Annotated in this window: 18 protein-coding genes; 4 read left to right on the top strand and 14 right to left on the bottom strand. The window is 42.6% G+C overall.

What is annotated here, in order from left to right; all coding sequences use genetic code 11:
- Nucleotides 1-29 precede the first annotated feature (29 nt).
- Entirely contained in the window at nt 30-1112 is a 1083-nt protein-coding gene (locus AOT82_RS11290) for a regulatory protein RecX (protein WP_071003056.1), read from the top strand.
- 126 nt (nt 1113-1238) lie between these two features.
- Here AOT82_RS11290 and AOT82_RS11285 read toward each other — a convergent pair whose 3' ends face one another.
- The 6 genes from AOT82_RS11285 to AOT82_RS11260 form a co-directional block, all read right to left on the bottom strand.
- A complete protein-coding gene (locus AOT82_RS11285) occupies nt 1239-1952 on the bottom strand; it encodes a YidB family protein (RefSeq protein WP_071003055.1) in 714 nt (237 codons plus the stop codon).
- A 255-nt stretch (nt 1953-2207) separates the two neighbouring features.
- Nucleotides 2208-2657, bottom strand: a complete 450-nt coding sequence (locus AOT82_RS11280; RefSeq protein WP_071003054.1) for a hypothetical protein — start codon at nt 2655-2657, stop codon at nt 2208-2210.
- A gap of 52 nt (nt 2658-2709) precedes the next feature.
- Entirely contained in the window at nt 2710-2991 is a 282-nt protein-coding gene (locus AOT82_RS11275; protein WP_058024586.1) for an FAD assembly factor SdhE, read from the bottom strand.
- A gap of 94 nt (nt 2992-3085) precedes the next feature.
- Complete coding sequence (folP, locus tag AOT82_RS11270) at nt 3086-4009, bottom strand: dihydropteroate synthase (protein WP_071003053.1); 924 nt, start codon at nt 4007-4009, stop codon at nt 3086-3088.
- A gap of 164 nt (nt 4010-4173) precedes the next feature.
- Nucleotides 4174-6069 carry an ATP-dependent zinc metalloprotease FtsH gene (gene ftsH, locus AOT82_RS11265; protein WP_071003052.1) on the bottom strand — a complete coding sequence of 632 codons (1896 nt, stop codon included), beginning with the start codon at nt 6067-6069 and terminating at the stop codon, nt 4174-4176.
- 401 nt (nt 6070-6470) lie between these two features.
- Nucleotides 6471-7103: an RlmE family RNA methyltransferase gene (locus AOT82_RS11260; RefSeq protein WP_071003051.1), complete on the bottom strand. Its 633-nt coding sequence runs from the start codon at nt 7101-7103 to the stop codon at nt 6471-6473.
- Nucleotides 7104-7437: 334 nt separating this feature from the next.
- On the opposite strand from AOT82_RS11260, the gene AOT82_RS11255 reads away from it, so the two are divergent.
- The gene (locus tag AOT82_RS11255; protein WP_071003050.1) at nt 7438-7749 is read left to right on the top strand and encodes a YhbY family RNA-binding protein; all 312 of its coding nucleotides are present in this window, start codon (nt 7438-7440) and stop codon (nt 7747-7749) included.
- 259 nt (nt 7750-8008) lie between these two features.
- Nucleotides 8009-8734 (top strand): hypothetical protein, encoded by a 726-nt coding sequence (locus AOT82_RS11250; RefSeq protein ID WP_071003049.1) that lies wholly within the window; start codon nt 8009-8011, stop codon nt 8732-8734.
- A gap of 136 nt (nt 8735-8870) precedes the next feature.
- Here AOT82_RS11250 and AOT82_RS11245 read toward each other — a convergent pair whose 3' ends face one another.
- A complete protein-coding gene (locus AOT82_RS11245; protein WP_071003048.1) occupies nt 8871-9599 on the bottom strand; it encodes a CHAP domain-containing protein in 729 nt (242 codons plus the stop codon).
- A 244-nt stretch (nt 9600-9843) separates the two neighbouring features.
- Between AOT82_RS11245 and AOT82_RS11240 the strand changes: the two genes are divergently transcribed.
- A complete protein-coding gene (locus AOT82_RS11240) occupies nt 9844-10359 on the top strand; it encodes a hypothetical protein (RefSeq protein ID WP_071003047.1) in 516 nt (171 codons plus the stop codon).
- A gap of 245 nt (nt 10360-10604) precedes the next feature.
- Here AOT82_RS11240 and lpxC read toward each other — a convergent pair whose 3' ends face one another.
- The 7 genes from lpxC to murG all read right to left on the bottom strand — a co-directional run bounded on the left by lpxC (nt 10605) and on the right by murG (nt 19809).
- A complete protein-coding gene (gene lpxC / locus AOT82_RS11235) occupies nt 10605-11522 on the bottom strand; it encodes a UDP-3-O-acyl-N-acetylglucosamine deacetylase (protein WP_071003046.1) in 918 nt (305 codons plus the stop codon).
- 317 nt (nt 11523-11839) lie between these two features.
- Complete coding sequence (gene ftsZ / locus AOT82_RS11230) at nt 11840-13045, bottom strand: cell division protein FtsZ (protein ID WP_071003768.1); 1206 nt, start codon at nt 13043-13045, stop codon at nt 11840-11842.
- Nucleotides 13046-13315: 270 nt separating this feature from the next.
- Complete coding sequence (gene ftsA / locus AOT82_RS11225) at nt 13316-14653, bottom strand: cell division protein FtsA (protein ID WP_058024576.1); 1338 nt, start codon at nt 14651-14653, stop codon at nt 13316-13318.
- Between the two features lie 112 nt (nt 14654-14765).
- Nucleotides 14766-15560: a cell division protein FtsQ/DivIB gene (locus AOT82_RS11220; protein WP_071003045.1), complete on the bottom strand. Its 795-nt coding sequence runs from the start codon at nt 15558-15560 to the stop codon at nt 14766-14768.
- A gap of 513 nt (nt 15561-16073) precedes the next feature.
- Nucleotides 16074-17000, bottom strand: a complete 927-nt coding sequence (locus tag AOT82_RS11215) for a D-alanine--D-alanine ligase (RefSeq protein WP_071003767.1) — start codon at nt 16998-17000, stop codon at nt 16074-16076.
- 197 nt (nt 17001-17197) lie between these two features.
- Nucleotides 17198-18637: a UDP-N-acetylmuramate--L-alanine ligase gene (murC, locus tag AOT82_RS11210; protein WP_071003044.1), complete on the bottom strand. Its 1440-nt coding sequence runs from the start codon at nt 18635-18637 to the stop codon at nt 17198-17200.
- Nucleotides 18638-18723: 86 nt separating this feature from the next.
- Entirely contained in the window at nt 18724-19809 is a 1086-nt protein-coding gene (gene murG, locus AOT82_RS11205; RefSeq protein ID WP_071003043.1) for an undecaprenyldiphospho-muramoylpentapeptide beta-N-acetylglucosaminyltransferase, read from the bottom strand.
- Nucleotides 19810-20062: the final 253 nt, after the last annotated feature.

The raw sequence follows: 20062 nt of genomic DNA, 5'->3' as shown, positions 1-20062 counted from the left end.
GTAGCTGCTATAAATAATCATGACTTATTATGAAAATTAAAACATTGGCTGAAATCTTAGCTGAGTCGGAAACCGGCTCAGCTAGTTCTGTTGATAGCAAACGAAAAAAACCTACTAAACACTCCTATCAAAACACATCTAACAAATCAGGTAAATCTAGCAAGCTTTCTAAAGTCCCAGATCAAGATCATTCAAGCACTAGTGAGCCTACTGTTGACACATCATATTTTGAAGAATCTTCTGCTAAGATAAAAAAAAACTCTAAATCCAAAAAACGTAAAAAACGCTTTCATCCAGCTGCTAACTTCACCGCTGAGTCAAGCGATACACCTGCTTATCAGCCACCTGAAGCACAAACCATCAAAGAGATGCTGGCCGAGGTCAAGAACAGCGTACATAGTGGTGATGCAGAGAATGACATAGCTGAAAACGACAACTATGCTCCCTCGTTTGAGCAATCAGAATGCGGAAGTGAACGTCCATCATTTGATGATAGTGCAGTAGAAAACCAAAACGATAATATACCAGCCGCGCTTAAAGCTTACCTGCGTACCCCAGAGCAAAAACAAGCAGAGATTGATGCTATCAAAGCTGAGAGCCGGCTACGTTGGCTTGCCTTCTATTACTTGTCACGACGCGAATACGGCAAAGCTGAGCTCAAGCAAAAGCTAATCGACAAAGAACAAGACCCAGAAAAAATAGATGCCCTACTTGATGAGTTTGAGGAAAAAGGCTATCAAAGTGACTACCGCACCACTCTTATGCTGATACGTGAGAATATCCGTAAAGGTCGGGGACGCGGGCGTATCAAGCAAGAGTTCTATCGCAAAAAAATCGCGATGCCAGGTAACATCGATGAATTGATTGATATGGCAAATAGTGAGTCTGAAGAGTTTCGCGAGTTCGTTGATCCTGATGACAGCTTAGTTGAGGGGGTTGATTGGCTAAAACTGGCTGTGGTAGCCCGTACCAAAAAATACGGTGATGACCTACCTACTGAGCAAAAAGAAAAAGCTAAGCAGTTGCGATTTTTGCAGTACCGAGGGTTTAATACAGATATCTGCTTTGCAGCACTCAACTACACCGTAGAGACGTTAGATGAGCGCTTTTGAAATCTTCATAGCACTGCCAAACGATCTCTGAACATCAATACCATTGTCATTGTAATGAACACAAAGAAGAGCACGTTATTAAACGCGCTCTCATGATATAAATCTAGGCGGTATTCAAACTATTTGTTATTTTAATGTTCCAAGACGACTAGATAACTGATTGATAATTTGATCAATCTCTTCATTAGCTTCTACTTCATTATCTAGATTGCCGTTAGGCGTTAGCTGGTTCATTACCTCAGGTAGTAATTCAGCCAAACCTTGACGTACTTCTGTTTCGTTTGCACCCGTACGCGCTGCTACTTGCTGAATCTCACGCTCATCAAACAGCTGATTTATCTCACTTGGGTCTAGATTGTCATTGATTTCATTGGTACTCATCCAAGAGCGTACCTGGTCGCCATGACCCATACCAGTAATTTTCGATAGTGCACCGCCGATACCGCCATTACGCTTGATCCAGCTCAGCACCATTGGCATAAGGACAGCGATAAGCATCCCCTTACCACCAAAGCCACTACTGTTACGCTGACCCCCTAGTACACTGCCTAAAATATCTCCCAGTCCACCAGCGCCTGAGCTGACGCTACCACGCTGACTGCCACCAGCCAGACCACCAATGATATCATCTAAACCAAAACCATTGTCAGGTTTGCGATCATACTGCTGAGGATTGTATCCACCTGTCTGGTTGCTGCCGCCTAACACACTGCCTAGTATATCGCCCAAGCCACCTGTACGACGTGGATTGATACGTTGATTCACTGGATGGCGTTGAGCATCCTCTGGATTCATCGCACTACGGGCCACTTGGCTCACTAAATTCCCTAATAAACTCATGATCTCTTCCTCTTATCGTCATATTATTTATCATAAGAACCTACTGCTTAATCCTATAAATACTTGCTTTTCGCTTGTATAAATTTGAGAAATGAGACAGTCGGTTTATGTGCTTTGTTATTGACTTTTAATATAACAAAACTCTTTGGAGACCAAGATAGGTATTTTGTTATGACATGTAGGCATTCGTAAGCCTATAACAGATGAGTAAGACTAAATAGAAACGTGAAGATCAATCAGTATATTTTACCCTGTTTAATCCTTATTAATATTGGCTAAAACACTAAGCGTTCGCCATTCCTCTGGGCTTACTTGATCACAAAATATGGTGATAGATAGAGGGCGCTGATAAGGCTCTACTATGTTGAACTCAAGATTTATCGCCCATTGATAGTAATGTGTAGAGAGTAGCTGTGCTTGCCACAGCTCATCGCCTCGACTTGTCTGAATCAACAACTGCCACTGTTTATCCATACGTTGATCAAGTGGCGGCTGACTCAGATGTCGTAGTGTCAAACGTGTCAGAAATAAATAGCCAACAATGGCTAGCGAGACAGTCAAAATCAGCAAATATTGCCACCATGCCAAAGCCGCAAGCCACGCTAAGACAATCATGATCGCAGTTAAACCCACATAGAGCAGCCGGCGTAGCCGACTGGTAGAATGAATAGCTGTATCAATGCGCAGCGCCGTTGCTAGGGTCATATGGGCGCGCCATGAGAAATCATCAGTATTGTGCCTATCAAATACAAAGCCTCTAAACCAAATCTTTGGTGTGTCGCCATGTTTTTATTTTATTAACGAGTGCCCATATATCATCCTCTGCTGGACGATTTTGATTGGTAAAATAATCCAATAGATCCGGGTCCTCATGGGTGAGCATTTGAGCAAAGGTCTCTTGCTCAGCAGAATCTGCTGTCAGATACAGCTCTTTGACATAAGGATCGATATAAAAATCTAACTCTTTCAAGCCGCGACGAGCTTGATAAATAATACGGCGCTGCTCATTGGTCGGTTCTGGCTGAGTGATACTGGTCATAAAGATACTCTCTTTCATTTCAATAGTTTTTGATGTGGTATTCAATCATAGTGGAAAATTAGATTGTAGATATTGTATTTATCACGGTGTGGCTTTATCGAGTATTTGTATTAATAATACAATGCTCATGATGGTACGCTGATAATTGACTCCATAGTGCCACTGCTTGCTGCATCATGTCTACATTATGCGTGCGAATGATGCTGGCACCTTGTTGTAGCGCAAATATCCCAGCAGCAGTCCCTACTGCGTCTCGTTCTATGGCTTGAGTGGTCTGTACTGTTTTGACACCACTATTGGTCAATACCTCTCCTAAAAAGCGCTTACGTGAAATACCAAACATCATTGGCAAACTCAATGCCTGTAAGCTGTCTAACTGACTTAATAAAGCACAATGATGCTCATAGTTTTTGGCAAAACCAAAACCTGGATCAATAATAATATTTTCCTGCTTAACCCCAAGGCGCGTTACCTCTTTGATACGTGTGGTCAGTTCTGTGCTCACTTCATCAATTACATTATCATACTGTGCCAGATTGTTCATCGTCGTTGGCTCACCGCGCATATGCATCAGCATGACAGGAATATCAAGGCTAGCGGCCAGTTCTGCAGCGCCAGTACGTTTTAACGCCCTGACATCGTTCCAAATATCAGCACCAGCATCAAACGCTGCCTGCATGACCTCTGGGTTGCTGGTATCAATAGATAACCAAATATCATCTCCACAATGCTGGCGTATAGCTTGTACCACTGGCACAACCCGTTGTAGCTCTTCAGTAGTCGATACAGCATCTGCATTGGGGCGAGTAGATTCACCGCCAATATCAATAATAGTAGCACCGTTATCTATCATCTGCTGACAATGAGCAACGGCATTCTCTACCGCATTAAACCGCCCACCATCCGAGAATGAATCTGGCGTTACATTCAAGATACCCATGATATGCGGCTCAGACAAATTCAAGGTTTTATTACGGCTCGATATTTTATAGTTGGGTAAAGGCTGAAATAATGACATGACCGATCCATCATAAATAAGTTGTATAAAATAGCTCGAGAGTTCGTTATCTGTGCTTATGATACCAGTAAATCTTATGACGTCCTAAGCCCTTCATAAAATGAAAGCAATAAAAAAGCCCTTTATGATAAAGGGCCTTTTATTAAACTACAATCAGAACTGCCTTACATCGCCGGTAATGGTGGCGGTGTAGAAGTAGTCGTCTTAATGTCATTTTTTGACAAGTTGACTTCGTTATGCTGATAGACTCTTGGTGGACGCGGTTCTTCACCTGCTAGAATATCTTGCAGTTGGTCACGGTCGATGGTTTCCCAGTTCATGAGCGCTTCAACCATTGCATGCATTTTATCTTGATTGGCTTCAATCAATTCGCGAGCGATATCGTACTGCTCTTCTAGCATACGGCGCACTTCTTCATCAACCTTTTGCTGCGTGGCTTCTGAAATCGTACGACCACCACCGCCAAAGTATCCTTGCGAGCTGTCATCATCTTCATACACCATGATACCTAGTGCATCAGACATACCGTACTTGGTTACCATGGCGCGTGCCATTTTGGTTGCACGTTCAAAGTCATTTGAAGCACCCGTTGACATTTGATTAATAAAGACTTCTTCAGCGATACGACCACCGAACAAAATCGCAATGTCGCTTAACATCTTAGATTTATACATACTGGTTTGATCGTGCTCAGGCAGCTGCCAAGTAACACCAAGCGCAAAACCACGAGGCATGATAGTGACCTTATGCACCGGATCTGTACCTGGCAGTAGTTCAGCTACTAGTGCATGACCCGCTTCGTGATACGCGGTCGCACGGCGCTCTTCTTCGCGTAACACCATAGATTTGCGCTCAGGACCCATGTATAACTTATCTTTTGCATCTTCAAAATCATTCATGTCGACGCTGGTTTTGTTACGACGCGCGGCAAACAAGGCTGCTTCGTTTACAAGGTTAGCAAGCTGTGCACCACTGAACCCTGGCGTACCACGAGCAAGAGAACCTGCATCGACACTGATGGTGTTCGGCAACTTTCTTAAGTGTACTTTTAAGATTTGCTCACGGCCTTTGATATCTGGCAAGCCCACTTGAACCTGACGGTCAAAACGACCTGGACGCAATAATGCTTTATCAAGCACGTCAGCACGGTTGGTTGCAGCAATAACGATAACGCCTTCATTGCCTTCAAAACCATCCATCTCAACCAATAATTGGTTCAATGTCTGCTCACGCTCGTCGTTACCGCCGCCCATGCCAGAGCCACGATGACGACCGACTGCATCAATCTCATCAATAAAGATAATACAAGGGGCGCTCTTTTTCGCCTGCTCAAACATGTCGCGTACACGTGATGCACCAACACCAACAAACATCTCAACAAAATCAGAACCTGAAATTGAGAAGAACGGTACTTTAGCTTCACCAGCAATGGCTCTTGCTAACAATGTCTTACCCGTACCCGGTGGACCTACCATCAAGATACCACGAGGAATCGTTGCACCAAGTTTGGTAAATTTATCCGGATCACGTAAAAAGTCAACCACTTCAACGACTTCTTCTTTGGCTTCTTCACAACCAGCCACATCTTCGAAGTTCACCTTGATTTGGTCTTCCGTCAGCATTTTGGCTTTTGACTTACCAAAGCTCATTGGGCCGCCGCCTTTACCGCCTGCACCGCCCTGCATATTACGCATAAAGAATAAAAACAGACCAATAATCAGTAAAATTGGGAAACTGGCTATCAGTAGTTGCATCAATACGCTTTGGCGCTTTGGTGCGGTCCCTTGGACTTCGACTTGGTTCTCACGTAGCATTGGCATCAACTGGTCATCTGACACAGCCGGTCTAATGGTCTCAAAAGTTGAGCCATTTTTCTTTTCGCCGGTGATCTGTTCGCCGTCAATTTCGACACTGGCTACTTGGTTTTCTGACACAGCGGTCACAAACTCAGAGTAGTTAAGGTTATCTGGCTCAGATGATTGATCAAAGCCGCTAAACACCAGCACTAAAACGCCGATTACCACCAGCCACAATAAGGTATTTTTTACCATGTCGCTCACTAGTTATTCCCATCCCTTACTTATTGGTGTGTTTACTAAACACGTGACGTCTATAAACGTATTGCTCATTTTTAACGAGTATCCCGATAATAAAAAGCTGCTAAATTAAACTTATATGATTTACAGGTAGCATAAAAATTGCTTTTATAAATAATCAGTATGAGATAAACATAGATATACGATCATTGAGCTTGTAAAACGCTTATTATCAGACGACTTTGTCTAAAACGTATGCTAAAAACAAAGGTAATATACCATGATATATGGCGCTAACCTGCATAATTCAAGCAGGTTTCGCGATTATTCAGTTAATGAATGTAGCGCTTTTTATACGACCATGATGATAGTTTATGGTGACTGATTAACTCGCTTACAATAGTAGCAACTCATTGATGTTAAAACTATTTAATCGCCACCCAAAACATCTCTTTTGAGCGCGGACGTGACGCACCTGGTTTTATACTACGAATCTTACTAAAATCCTGCTGCATCTGCTTGCGTAATTCTTGTGTGCCTTCGCCCTGAAACACTTTCATAATAAGTGCGCCACCTTTTGGTAAGGTTGATAAAGCAAAGTCCACTGCCAGCTCGCATAAGTACATCATACGCGGCTGATCGATAGCGCTATTCCCCGCCGTATTGGGTGCCATATCAGACAATACCACGTCGACTTGCCTATCGCCTACTTCTGCCATAATGGCGTCAAACACTTCAGCTTCACGAAAATCACCCTGAATAAAGGTAACATTAGGCAGAGCATCCATGGGCAAAATATCAGAGGCAATCAAGATACCGTCGTCACCAACCAACTGTCCCGCTACTTGAGACCAACTGCCAGGTGCACTACCCAAATCTACCACCGTCATGCCTTTTTTAATCAGGTTGGTTTTTTCGTTAATCTCTAATAATTTATAAGCGGCACGGGCACGGTAGCCATCTTTTTGAGCCTTTTGTACATAATGATCGTCAATGTGCTCTTTCATCCAAGCACTGCTGCTCTTTGATAGTTTTTTGTTTTCGATACGCGTGGCCAAAATACCTGCTCCTATTGCTTTACTAAATCTAGCTGCTTTAATTGCGCTATCGCTTACAAACTGATACTAATCCGTTGCGGATTATTCTAAATACGGTGTTAATCAGATTTTTTATTCATGGTTGGTCGCAAACTGACCAAATTCTATTGGTTAAATGACTGTTTTATAAGGCAGTAGCGTTTATAATGTACCAAACATTCAGTTTAACATTTTCGTCACGTAAAATCGTGCAAAATCCTGCTGATCTCATGCAAGATGGTCACAGATTATCTATAATGATCCATAACTGTTTTTGACAGTACCATTTTTATTTTTACCAACACCTAGGAATTCTATGCAACTCGATAACGCTACCATCAAACGTCTAAAAGGCATCGGTCACGAGCTAAAGCCTATCGTTATGATCGGCAACAAAGGTATTACCCCAACCATTACCGAAGAGATTGATCGCGCCCTAACAGATCATGAGCTTATCAAAGTAAAACTGCCTGCTGGCACCAAAGAAGAGCGCGACATCATTGGTGCTGAACTTGCTAAAGCAGCTAATGCGTCTTTGGTCCATTCTATTGGACGTATGGCATTATTGCTACGCCAAAACCCAAATGCCAACCCTAAACTGTCTAACCTAGCACGTCACGCGCAGTAATATGTCATGACAAGCTTTGCTTGAATAACAGTAGGCCGCATCAGCTTAAATAATGACGGTAACTATAAAAGCCGCGATGCATCTTGCTCGCGGCTTTTGTCTTGTCTGCTGGTTTTGGATCTGCTTAGTGTGTCGTATCAGCCTAGGGCATATCCCTATTTAAAAATGGTGATAAACGTTTGAATTCGGGGTGCACCCTAGTTATTCGGTTTAATCTTTTACCATTAATTTTTAAAAGTATTATAGAGTTTGATAAATAATGAACCAATTTTTTAATCTTGTTATAGCCGCCGAGACGCTAGAAAACGACGCACAGCAACTGGACGTGACGGTAGAAGCATTACAGCGTATTCGTGTCAAGGTGAACGCTAAGATCGTTCGACAGCCAGTATTACAATTACAGTTAACCTATCAAATTACTTTACCCAGTCAAATATTAGCCAATCAATTGGTTTGGCCAACTTGGCAGCAAGCCCGAGTAGGATTTGCTGATTATCTGTGGGAAGAGACTTGCCTTGAATGCTTTATCACGGGTAACACTCTAAGTGATGAGGCTGCTACTGAGATTCAAGACGCTAAACCTTACATTGAGATTAACGCCAACCCTGATGGCCGCTATGCACTCTATGAGTTTAAAAGCTATCGCCATCCTGCCACATTGCCACCAACACCTTTATACGAGACTGATGGACACACACGTGCCTCTATTGAGTGGACGTATAATATAAATACACAGGACATAATACAGAAATCGTTATTTGACAAATCACCAGCAGCGTATTCCATTCATCGCTATGAGCGAGGCTTTAACGTTCCTCTGGTCGAACTTCCTAATCAAAAATACGCCATTGCAAATACGATTATTGAGCAGATACATCCTTGTGTTATTTTACAGCTCGGTAAGACCGCTTTATATTTTGCCTCTCAGCACGCCTCCCCTCCTGATTTTCATAATCAAGACTATTGGCCAAAATTTGCACTTTGATTTACTTCTATGATCTGCACTCACTTAGATACAGTTATTATTAGATATCATTATTTAAAGCACAAAAAAAAACCCAGCAATGTCATAAAGAGCATTACTGAGTTTGGAGAAAACTTTTAATTCGTTTAACTGATACTTATTTGTCAGCCATCGCAAGGTAGATACCACGGTCTGATGCATCATCAACATACTGCGAATCACGCCATGTGGTATAGCTGTAAGTACCGCTATATGGGCTGATGCTATTTTGACGGAAATCAGATACCCAGTCATTGCCATCAAAAATCTGGATATGACCATGTGGACGGCTTGAGGTGCGGTTATAGACAACGACGTCACCAACTTGAGGTTCCATATCGTTACTAATTTTGGTAAAGCCTGCTTGGGCTAGTGTGCCACGAGAGGCATATTGATAAGCTGAAGGATTAGGCGTAAATTTGTAACCTGCTGACTGTAGCGCTTTACGTACATAGCGAGCACAGTAGCCAGAACTTCTAGATAGTGCAACTCGTGAGGCATTTGCCGCTGCGATAGCAGGAGCAGAGTTGCGATCAGGAACACGACTTGCTTGCTGTTGATGCTGCTCATATGACAAACGGCTAGTGAGTGACGCAAGCTGATATTCTTTTTGCTTAGCATGAGCGCTTAGATTGTCAATGGCTTGACTGATCTCATCGTTGCTATATACATGAGCACCACTGTTAGTGCTATAGATGTTGCGACTAGAACCATAGTTCGCAGAAGTAGAGATATTTGTGATGGTATGACTCAAGGTATTATTTGGTTGAAAGGTTATTTCGGCAGCACCACTCGTCTGTGCGATACCCATTCCCAATACTGACAAAATTAATAAAGCTTGTTTCATAAATTTACTACCTATTGTTAATACAAGTCTGCTCGTCATCCGTGACGAAACATCAATTAATTTAGAGGATATAATCATTAAAAAACATGATAAAATCCTTATCACAACAGCTCGTTCTTTTATAGTGACTAACACCAGTATCACCACCCGTTTAGTCAACTACCTCATAAAATTTTGCTATATATCGCTTTTAGCATGTCTATTCTACATATCGAGTTTGTCACCTAATAGATGAGTCATCACGATGTCAAAAAAACAGCCTAATCGGCTTGCCCAGCTTATAGATCATCAAGCCTTTGCTGGTAGCGCGCTACCTCAACCTCTTGCTAATAACATGCGGCTATATATAGAAGCGACCAATGAGGTAAAAGAGCTGCTGGTAGACTGTCTACCTGAGGAAATCCTCAATACTTGTTGGGTCGTAGGTTTAACCTCTGAGCAGTTAATACTCAGTGTGGGTTCGACGACAGCTGCTAATCATATTCGCTATTTACAGAATGCGTATTTGCAAGTATTAACAGAGCAGTCAATTACATTTAAACAACTCAAGCAAATTCGCGTTGTAGTAGCTAAAACATTTGCTGATAATTATTCATCTAGACAATCATCAGCGTTATTAGCAGCCTTGCCCAAACCTAGTAAAGCCAATGAAAATCAGGCTCTTAGCCAAAACACAAAACGGACTATATCACAGGCTGCAGAGCATGTCACCACTGATGAAAATCTAAAAAAAGCCCTCCTACGCTTAGCAAATCATTAAAAATACAGATATTACAATGTAAAGTTATGTAAATAAAACCATAAAGTGAGATTGATAACGCTGCTTTTTTGTAATGTCTTAAACAAAAAAAATCATCTACAGCTTTTACGCACTCTGCCTTAGAATAAAATTCACAAAATGCTATAAACTTTATATTTAAAATATTGCATATTATATAAATATAATTATAGCGTTGCTATGTAATATTGCGTAAATGTTTCGATACTTCGTGTATATTCCTGTATTTATCCTTCAACTGCTAAACCATTTAGCGGTGAATATTCGATCGGGCATGTTACATTGTCATCAAAAGTTACAATTTCAAAGTTATTTTTATCAGAGAGTATTTCACGCACTAACAAATTATTTAATGCATGACCAGATTTGTAGGCATTGAAACGACCGACGATAGGATAACCAATCAGATATAAATCCCCGAGCGCATCTAAAATTTTATGGCGAACAAATTCATCATTAAAGCGTAGGCCTTCTTCGTTAAGAATATTGGCATCATCGATGACGATGGCATTTTCCATACTGCCGCCCAAGGCCAGATTATTCTGACGCAATTGTTCTATGTCACGCAAAAAGCCAAAAGTACGTGCTTCGCTTAGCTGCTCAATAAAGTTTTGGGTAGAGAATTGCAGTTGAGCATGTTGAAAATTTCTGTCGATGGCAGGGTGATCAAAGTCAATCTCAAAATTCAATTCAAATCCATCGTAAGGGCGTAGCTCTGCCCATTTATCATCTACTTTGACGCGTACTGGTCGTACAATCTTAATGAACTTCTTTAAAGCATCTTGTTCACAGAATCCTGCATCAAGTAGCAAAGCAACAAAAGGAGCGGCACTACCATCCATAATCGGTATTTCTGAAGCAGAAACACGAATCAATAGATTATCTACCCCAAGCCCAGCGATCGCACTTAGCAAATGCTCAACCGTACCTACACGCGTACCACCAAATACTAAGTTTGATGACATCATGGTGTCTTGCACCAAAAAAGCACTTGCTGGAATAGGCTCGCTGCCTACAATATCAGAGCGCTCGAAAACAATACCAGTATCAACCGGCTGTGGATGAAACTCCAAGTCAACAGGCTGACCACTATGGAGACCAGTACCTGTAACGGCTATCGCTGTCTTTATGGTTCTTTGGTTCATGGCTGTCTTCTCACATATTTTGTTACAATTGACATAGTGTACCACTACCTTCCCCATATCCGCTACAAATAAAAAGGGTTAATTTCCTTATCTCTTTGATTGATAACACTTATCGTCATTATCTCATCATATATTTTCACAGTTTTATGCCCTGTTGAAGGCTTCGAAACACTAGATTCTGGATATATTTTTTCGATCAGAAACATTTTGCGATACTCCTGATTTTGTTACTCTCCTTTTATAGGCCAGTCTTTTGTATGTAGACACAAAAAAGCCAGCGTTTGAGCGCTGGCTTTTTTTAATTTAATACTAAAAAACTATTTGTTCTGTTGACGCTTCAGATAGTCTTGGATGCTATTGGTTTTAGTTTTTGTCTGCTCTTGAGGCGCGCTTGGACGTGCAGTATTAACGTTATCTTGATGCAGTTGAGCTTGTGATTTCTTCTGACTATTTAATGCACTGGTATGTACATTAGGATCAACGGGTTGTGTACTATTGACAGAAGGAACAGGTTGCTCAACCACTTCTGGCTCTTGCCCTGCGTTTTCATCTAAGGTCAGACCTGTTGCAATAACCGTTACATGCAAGTCATCACCCATTTTTTCATCGATTACAGAGCCGTAGAAAATATGAGCATCGTCGATATCCGTAATCTCTTCAACGATAATGCTGATTTTGCTCATCTCGTCCAGTGATAATGACTCAGAAGAAATCACGTTGACCAATAGACCTTTCGCATTTTCTAGACGTAAATCATCAAGTAGTGGTGATCTGATGGCTTTTTCGGTGGCTTGACGTGCACGATCATCGCCACTTGCACGGCCAATACCCATCATTGCATGACCTTTAGCCGTCATTGCCGTACGGATATCGTTAAAGTCAATATTGATCATACCTTCGCTAGCGATAGTCTCTGCAATACCTTGAACCGCATGTAGCAAAACATCGTCCGCTTTTTTGAAAGCGTCTTGCATAGAGATGTTACCGTATACGCTCATAAGCTTGTCGTTTGGAATCGTGATAATCGAGTCCACGAAATTAGTCAACTGCTCGATACCTGCTTTCGCAGCTTTAATACGTTTGCCACCTTCAAATTTAAATGGTGTGGTCACAACCGCAACCGTCAACACCTCCATTTCTTTGGCAATACGTGCAACCACGGGTGCTGCACCTGTACCTGTACCACCACCCATACCAGCAGTGATAAATACCATATCTGAGTTTTCAAGCAATGCACGGATAGCTTCTTCTTCGCTTTCTGCTGCTTCACGACCAACTTCTGGATTTGCACCTGCACCTAGACCACGGTTCGTTTTTGCACCAAGTTGTAGTTTGTGCGGTGCAGTCAGACGATCTAGCGCTTGCTTATCTGTATTAGCACAGACGAACGTTACACCTCTAATCCCTTGTTGTACCATATGTTCAACCGCATTACCGCCGCCGCCGCCAACACCGAATACAGTGAAGCTCGCTTGGCCGTTATTTTGAAGCTGGTTATCATCTGGCATGGTGTATTTTGACATAAAAAAGATTCTCCAGTTGCAGATAGCGTGTAGGTCGATACGTAGTAACGCACTCATATGGCGCGCTATCGACATACTATATATAAATGTATTTAAATAAAACAGGGCTATGGATCAAATAGTTCAGCGCGGACCATAATAGGTCATCATCGCTTAAGGTATTACTGTTACTGCTTAGCGTATTACTTTCAATATGACTTCAATTTTTACTTACTTTATTTAAGAGCATCCTACAAAAGCGCTTATGCTCTACATGTTTGGTAAGTATGTCTATAGTATTTTTTTCAACACATCAGCAAAACGTTTGCCTGCGCTTTGAAAGACCCCTGTGACTCGATTTTTTTGAATCGTATCAGGTTCGCTTTTTTCACTGCGGCGAAACTGCTCACTTTGACTATATAATAGTGTGCCAAAAGCTGTTTGGTAAGCCCGGTCATTGACCTGACTATTAAGCTGTTTAAATGACTCATCGTTATCAAAATGATTGTAAGCACTAATAGCAGGATGCGTATTGGTCAATACCACTGGCATTTTGAGCAGCCGTTTAGCAAACGGTATCATTCCTTTAATCGTACTACCGCCGCCTGTCAGCACGATACCTTTGTCAATATAGCCTATTAAACCTGCTTCATGCAGTTGACGAGCGACTTCAGTGAATATCTGCACATAACGCGCTTCAATGATACGTGCTAAATTATAGATACCGATGTTGATTTCATCGCTCGATCCTTGCGGTTTAAACAAAAAGAATGAGCTTGGGTCGACACTATTGGCATCAGCCGTACCATGAGACTTTTTCAGTTTCTCAGCTTCAATCATCGATATACCAAAATCAGCTGAAATATCCATTGTTACTTCATGGCTGCCAGTAGCAATACAATGCGTAAAAATCAATTTATTTTCTTTGTAAACACAAATACTGGTCGTACTGGCACCGATATCTACCAAGCAAACCCCTTGCTGACGCTCTTCGGTCATTAAACTGTATTCAGCACTGGTCACTGCATCAAATACGATATGGTCAATACCGACATCGCAGCTTTGTAGTAGTTTTTGAATATTTTGGCGGCTAGCGACAGGCATCATCATCATGTGATACATCACAGTGATATTATGTGCCATCATCTCAATTACATCGTCGACCATGAAGTCTTGATCATCAACATAGATACCTTGCTGGCAGCAATGCATGAGATAGTAATCGGATGGCAGATCGCGCGACTTGGCATTAGACAAGGCCTGTACCATATCTTTGGCACGTACGAACTCGTCCTCAACCCTCACCTCTCCAGCACTGTTTTTACTAGATAGCTCAGGTGTTGCGAGCGTCAACCACACGCTATGCACGCGGCAATTGGCAGTATCCTCTGCTTCTTGGATGGCTTGCTTGATAGCACCTTGTAGGCGTTCACGATGCTTAATTTGGCCTTGATAAAAATCGCTATTTTTAACTTGCCCTACGCCTAAGATACGAATGTCTTTTGCAGAGACAACATTGCCAATTACGACATACACTGCCGTGGCACTTAGATGGACAACAACCAAATTTTCGTTATATTTCATGGTAGCAGACAAATTATTACTAAATAGGAGCGCAAATAATGCCATCCTATTGAATCATTAAAAAAAGCGCTGTTAATACGCTATGATGTTGTACATATATTATTCATTTTGGGCAAACAGTTTCGACTCAAGTAACCACTCATCAGTATTACTTCAATTATTTGGGCTCATCAACTGGCGGCGCTGACATATCCCAGGCAATCGTAAAACCATTCTTGTAGCGTAAGTCTACAGATTGCATCTCATCTCGGCGTCCGCTTAACTGATTACCAAGTAACTGGCTTAGATTCAGTAATTTTTGTGCGGTGTTCTCATTATCGACGATGACGCGCAAGCCATTATCAAAACGAATGAGCCAAGTCATTCTTGGTGACAAAATAATGTCTTCAACCTGCATATCAAGTGGCGCATACCAATCATTGACTTGCTGCATTTGCTGCATAATGACTGGCGCTTGAGCCATTTCACCTTGCAGAGTAGCAAAGCGCTCTTGCGTCAAGTCGCTACTATCAGCAGGAACGAACACAGATCCTTTGGCATCAACCAAGCGCTCTGTTCCAAAATTAGCGACTGCTTGCTTAGGTAGTGCAGTAACTACAATGCCGCGTTGCCAGTCTCGAGAGATACTCACTTGATCAACCCATGCAAGGCTTGTCGTAATATCTCTTAATGCTTGCAAATCAGAAGTAAAAAAACTGCTGACCTTTTGCTGATCCATCACTGTCTGCAATGAGTTGTATTGAGCGGTAGAGAGCCCTTGATTGCTGATATGAATCTCAGCAGGCGGTGCATCACGTAACGCTTTACCACCCATTATCAATATTAGTACCAATAATCCTAATACCAATATCATAAAAAGATATCGGGCCGAGGTTGGTAATTGGAGTTTGGATGCTGGGCGACCGGCTTTATCACTCATCAAGTCAGTTACCTCGTTGACAGTTTGAGCCATAACGACCTTTGTCCCTATATTTGCATAAAACTGATCATGCTAATTATTGACGTAAATCTGCAAGTTTTTGCAGAAGCTTATTAAAGCAATATATTATCAAAGACTGTCAATAAAAAGACTGATAGTCAGCGATTATTCTTATTTAAACGTAACATTTTTCTTGGGTTATGAATAACTTATAGGTTATCCCTACAAAAAACGTAAATATTACTAAAACAAAGCTATTCTTACAATATTAACGTATTTTATAGGCAAACAATAGCGTAACGCTCGCTAGTAGCCTTGAATTTACACAAGTTTACATGAAGCTATGTTATAGCAGCTCTAGTGATACATTGACGGCTTTTTTGACTAAAATCGCCATGCTACAAAAGTGATAAAGCTGAGAAATTATAAACCTCTATATAATTTCTCATTGCCCATGCTTTAACATAGCTCATTTACTCAATATGGTTGTCATCAGACTCATTGCTAAAAAATCGTGATAAATATGATGAGCGCCACATCAAAAAATTAGACTGTCTGAGATAATATGTGCCAGCACAATGTGTCAAAATCCATGCCTCTAGCTTTGGCTGCCATTGGTACCAAACTATGACTGGTCATACCGGGCACGGTATTGATCTCAAGCAACCAAAAATTCCCTGCTTCATCCTGCATGGCGTCAATACGTCCCCAACCTTTTGCATCTACAGCACGGAATGCCGCCAGACTTAACTCTTGCAGATGCTTCTCATCAGCAGCGCTCAATCCGCAAGGAATATAGTAGCTGGTATCGTTACGATTATACTTGGCCTCAAAGTCATAGAAATTGGTGATATCAGCAGGCTCAAGTCGAATGACAGGATAAGCTTCGTCATCGATAATCACAATCGTAAACTCACGACCTGTGATCCAGCGCTCAGCCATCACGGCATCACCACACTGTACGGCAGTAGCATAGGCCGCAGGCAATTCATCGAGATGATTGACCTTGGTCATGCCAATACTTGAGCCTTCGTGAACGGGTTTAATGATAAGCGGCAGTCCTAGCATATTGACCACTTGCTGCCAGTCGGTATCAGCTGTCAATAATGAAAACGGTGCTGTGGATAAGCCGCAACCTTGCCAGAGCTGTTTGGTACGCACTTTGTCCATACCTAATGCTGATGCCAAAACGCCAGATCCCGTTTGCGGTATATCAAACCACTGTAATACACCTTGCAGTAGACCGTCTTCGCCGCCACGACCGTGCAAGACATTAAACACGCGATCGTAATCACGTAATTCTGTGATGTCTTGATGCTTAGGATCAAAATGAGTGGCGTCGACACCTTGGTTTTGCAGTGCCTGCAATACAGCCGCACCGCTATCCAAAGACACGCTGCGCTCATTGCTACTACCACCATAGATCACAGCGACTTTACCAAACTGAGCGGCATCTTTTACATGACCAGTCATCGTACTGATAGATTTTTTATTCTCTTCCTCATTTGGCGAAATGCTCGCGTCGCTTTGTCCTGCTTGTGCAGCCGCCGCCAATGCTGGTTCTGGATTGGTGATGGCTGATCTATCTTCGGTATCATCGATAGCGAGGTTCTGAGTACTCATGTTTCCTTTATTATTAGTCGTCATGAAGATAGTTCCTAAATTTTAGCTTACTTGATGTAAAGATTATTGGCAGCCAAATCAATAGCGATATGCCCCACATTACCCGCGCCTTGCGTGATAAGCATGTCATTGGCTTTTAATAAACGCTGCATCACAGGGGCAAGATTGTCTTTATCAATAATCGTCGGTTCAACTTCACCACGCAAACGGATACTGCGTGCCAACGATTTGGTATCAGCCCCTGCAATCGGGCTCTCCCCTGCTGAATATACATCCAATAGTAGCAGCTCATCAACACTTGATAGTACGTCGACAAAATCGTCATAACAATCACGGGTACGGCTATAACGATGCGGCTGGAATAGCATGACCAAACGGCGATCAGGGAAGCTTTGGCGAGCCGCTTTGATCGTAGCGTCTACTTCTTTTGGATGATGACCATAATCATCAATCAATAAGACATTGCCATCATCGATATCGACTGAGGCATGCTGCTCAAATCGGCGGCCTACCCCTGCAAACTTCTGTAGGGCACGCTCAATCGCGGCATCATCGACACCTTCATCCGTTGCCATGGTGATAGCAGCCAGTGCATTATAGACATTATGTGTACCAGGTATGTTTAATGTCAGACGCAATGGCTTACGGTCACGGCGCAATACGGTAAAGTGCGTCTTGGTACCTTCTGCCACCAGATCGACAGCTTGTACGTCATTAAAAGGCTCAAGGCCAAAGGTCAATACTGGGCGACCAATGTCATCAATCATTGCATACAGCTCAGGGTCATCACCGCATACCACGGCCAACCCGTAAAACGGCATGTTTTGCAAAAACTGAATGTATGCGGCTTTTAATTTATCGAAGCTGTTCTCATAGGTTTCCATGTGATCTTGATCGATATTGGTCACAATTGCTGCCATTGGGCGCAGTGATAAAAAAGACGCATCGGACTCATCCGCTTCTGCTACCAAGAAACGGCTGTTGCCTAGTGCTGCATTTTTACCTGAGGCATTTAGCTTACCACCAATCACATAGGTAGGATCTAGCTGTCCTTCTGCCATCATGGTGGTGAGCAAACTGGTCGTCGTCGTTTTACCATGCGCACCAGCAACGGCAATACCATGACGATAGCGCATCAACTCGCCAAGCATATCGGCGCGGCGTACGACTGGCAGGCGAGCTTCAAGTGCGGCTTTTACCTCAGGATTGCTACGATCAATCGCTGATGACACGACGATCACGTCAGCGTTGGCAATATTTTTGGAATCATGACCAATCGATATTTTGATACCAATCTGCTGTAGACGCTTCGTCACCAGGCTTTCTGCAATGTCAGAACCACTGACTTGATAACCTTGATTGTTCATTACCTCAGCGATGCCGCACATGCCTGAGCCACCAATACCAATAAAATGCAAATGCTGAATACGGCGCATTTCTGGTATTTCAATCAAACGCTTAGGAAGGGCTTTGGCAGAGGTAGACATAAAATTTTCTCTTTATTAAGGGATAATAAAAATTAAAGGACAGTAAAATATGATCAGTAAAAAATAACGAGTGGCAAAAGCCGAAACTATAAGGCTTGCCAAATAATATCAGCCACTTGTTTACTCGCACTGCGATTGGCAAGCGCATGACCTTTTTGGGCCATCTCAAGGCATTTCTCTCGATTGAGTACGCTAAGCTCATCGCTTAAACGTTTGGCCGTTAGCTCTGACTGTGGCAATAAAACCGCAGCAGCATGTGAGGTCAATGTGCGCGCATTGGCGGTTTGATGATCATCAACCGCATGTGGTAGCGGTACAAAAATAGCAGCAATACCGACATTTTGGATTTCAGTCACTGTCAATGCACCAGCGCGGCAAACGATAATATCTGCCCAGTTGTAGGCGGCCGCCATATCATCGATAAAGGGTTGCACTGTGAACTGATGCTTGCTTAAATCTTGCTCACTATAAGCCGCCTGAGTGGCTGCTTCGTTATTGCGTCCGCATTGATGGAGGACTTCAAACGGTTGGTCTAGCAAAGCCAGTGCTTTTGGCACGGTCTCATTTAATACCTGAGCACCAAGCGAGCCACCCACGACCAGCAGTTTAAGCGGTGAGCTATCATTGATATCATAACGCACCTTTGGCTCTGCGACACCAGTGATGGCGTTACGCACAGGATTGCCAACTGTTTCAAGCTTGGCATCTTGTTCACTATTGGCAAAAGTGTTCTCGAATGCTTGTAATACTTTGGTAGACAGCTTAGACAGATAACGATTGCTCATGCCAGCGATGGCATTTTGTTCATGGATAACCAGCGGTGTATTGGTCAGACGTGCAGCAAGTCCACCAGGCGCACTCACATAGCCACCAAAACCAACGACCACGTCAATCTGATTGCTGCGAATCACTTTCACCGCAGCCATCGTCGCTGACAATAACGTTACTGGCAGCTTAACTAAACGACCCACGCCCTTACCGCGCAGCCCCTGCATATTGATGGCATGAAAAGGATAACCCGTCGGTTCAACCAAACCATTTTCCATACCATTTGGCGTTCCAAGCCAATGAATAACCGCACCGCGACCGGTCAGCTCGTCGCTCACTGCAAGCGCGGGAAAAACATGTCCGCCCGTCCCAGCTGCCATCATCAATATGTGCGGTGTTTTCATGGAGATCTGCCTATCTTTACTTTACTGATATGAAGGATTTGTCCTACTACTATGATGCCATTTACTAAAAAAATGACACGGTAAAAGCCCGCATAGTATAGAGGAAATCATTGTCTTATATACAGTACTTTATGCAGTAGAAATAACAAAAAAACCAAGCCATGAGCTGGCATGACTTGGCGTCATTTACTACTGACATACGACCATACAAGGCAATGATAAACGAGGTATTAAGACGTACTTTCTTTAATGG

This window comes from Psychrobacter sp. AntiMn-1 (assembly GCF_001854065.1).
Classification (GTDB): domain Bacteria; phylum Pseudomonadota; class Gammaproteobacteria; order Pseudomonadales; family Moraxellaceae; genus Psychrobacter; species Psychrobacter pacificensis.
This window is presented reverse-complemented; position numbering and strand designations above follow the sequence as displayed.